Source organism: Thauera sp. (genome assembly GCF_035444905.1).
Taxonomy (GTDB): Bacteria; Pseudomonadota; Gammaproteobacteria; order Burkholderiales; family Rhodocyclaceae; genus Thauera.
Genome location: NZ_DAOMPS010000137.1, coordinates 1 through 1,692, shown reverse-complemented (window position 1 = coordinate 1,692; position 1,692 = coordinate 1). Strand labels below are relative to the sequence as shown.

Here is a 1,692-nt window from a genome sequence, read left to right as displayed (position 1 = left end):
GAGCGAGGGCGCTGATGCACCCGGGGCACTCGATTGGTGCGGTGTATCTGTACCGGCCGGCCATCGACTTCCGCAAATCCATCGGTGGCCTGTCGGCGCTGGTCGAGCAGGAACTGGGACTGGACCTGTTCGGTGACGCGCTGTACCTGTTCATCAACCGCCGCCGCGACAAGCTCAAGGCGCTGTACTGGCACCGCAACGGCTTCTGCCTCTGGTACAAGCGACTCGAAGCCGAGCGCTTCGCCTGGCCGGCGGCCGAGGCGAGCCAGCCGACCTGCACGCTCACGATGAAGGAGCTCGAGTGGCTGCTCGAGGGCTTCGATCTGTGGGCGGCTAAACCGCATAAAACGCTGCACTACCAATCAGTTACGTAGCTTGATCGAGTATAATCACGGCATGCCGCAACGTACCGCTGCCCCTCGTTCGAACCCCGCCGTCGGCGTGTGCGCATCCGTCCTCCCCGCGCAGTTGCCCGACGATCCAGCGGCGCTCAAAGCTTTGCTGCTGGCCCAGCAGCGTGCCTTCGAGACGCAACTCGCCGCCCAAACTGCAGCCCAGTTCGAGATGCTTCGGCTCGAGCAGGAAGCCGCCATCAAGACGCGCGAGGCCGAACTCCAGAAAGCCTTCTATACCCGCGAAGTCGCACTTCAGAAAGCGTTCGATGCCCGCGAGGCCGAACTGCAAAAAGGCTTCGAGGCACGCATCCTCGAGCTCTACGAGCAGCTGCGCCTGGCGCGTCGGCGCATGTTCGGGCCCAGCAGCGAATCGCACGCGGGCCAGGGCTGGCTCTTCGACGAGGCCGAAGCGCTGGCCGCATCCGCAACCGAGGCGGGCGACACCGCGACCCTGCCGCCCCCGGCCACCGAACCGTCTGGCCAGACGCCCGTCGACGCCGGCAAGAAGAAGGCGCGCGGCAAGCGCAAGCCCTTGCCCATCGAGCTGCCGCGCATCGACGTCATCCATGACGTGCCCGAGGCCGAGCGCACCTGCACCTGCGGCACGCCCATGGTCGAAATCGGCCAGGATGTCAGCGAGCAGCTCGACATCGTCCCGATGCAGGTGCGCGTGCTGCGCCACATCAAGAAACGCTACGGCTGCCCCAAGGGTGACCAGGCGCCGCTCACCGCCCCGGCCCCGGCGCAGGTGCTGCCCAAGAGCAACGCCAGCAACGACCTGTTGGCGATGCTGCTCGTCACCAAGTACGTCGATGGGTTGCCGCTGGCGCGTTTCGAGTACGTGCTCGCCCGCGCGGGCGTGCTCGTGCCGCGCCAGACCCTGGCGCGCTGGGTGATCGGTACCGCCCGGGCGCTGCAGCCGATCGCCAACCTGATGCGCGACGTGCTGCTCGGGCACGACGTCATCCACATGGATGAGACCCCAGTCCAGGTGCTCAAGGAGCCCGGCCGGGCGGCCACCAGCAAGAGCCAGATGTGGGTGCAGCGCGGTGGCCCGCCGGGCAAGCCGGTGATTCTCTTCGAGTACGATCCGAGCCGCGCGCAGGCGGTGCCCTTACGCCTGCTCGAAGGCTGGAGGGGGCATCTGATGGCCGACGGGCTCGAGAGCTACGGCGCGATTGCCTTCTGCGAGGGCGTGACCCGGCTCGGCTGCTGGGTTCACGCACGCCGCCGCTTCGTCGATGCCAGCAAGGTGCTGCCCGAGGGCAAGCGCGGCCGCGCCCACGAAGCGCTGGCC

Annotated in this window: 2 protein-coding genes; both read left to right on the top strand. The window is 67.6% G+C overall.

The window, feature by feature from the left end; translation table 11 throughout:
* Window positions 1-374 (top strand): IS66 family insertion sequence element accessory protein TnpB (gene tnpB / locus PLC66_RS22615; protein WP_324544427.1); only part of this gene is annotated, 374 nt, incomplete at its 5' end.
* 22 nt (window positions 375-396) lie between these two features.
* Window positions 397-1,692, top strand: a 1,296-nt coding sequence (gene tnpC / locus PLC66_RS22610; protein WP_324544426.1) for an IS66 family transposase, incomplete at its 3' end; no start/stop codon positions are given.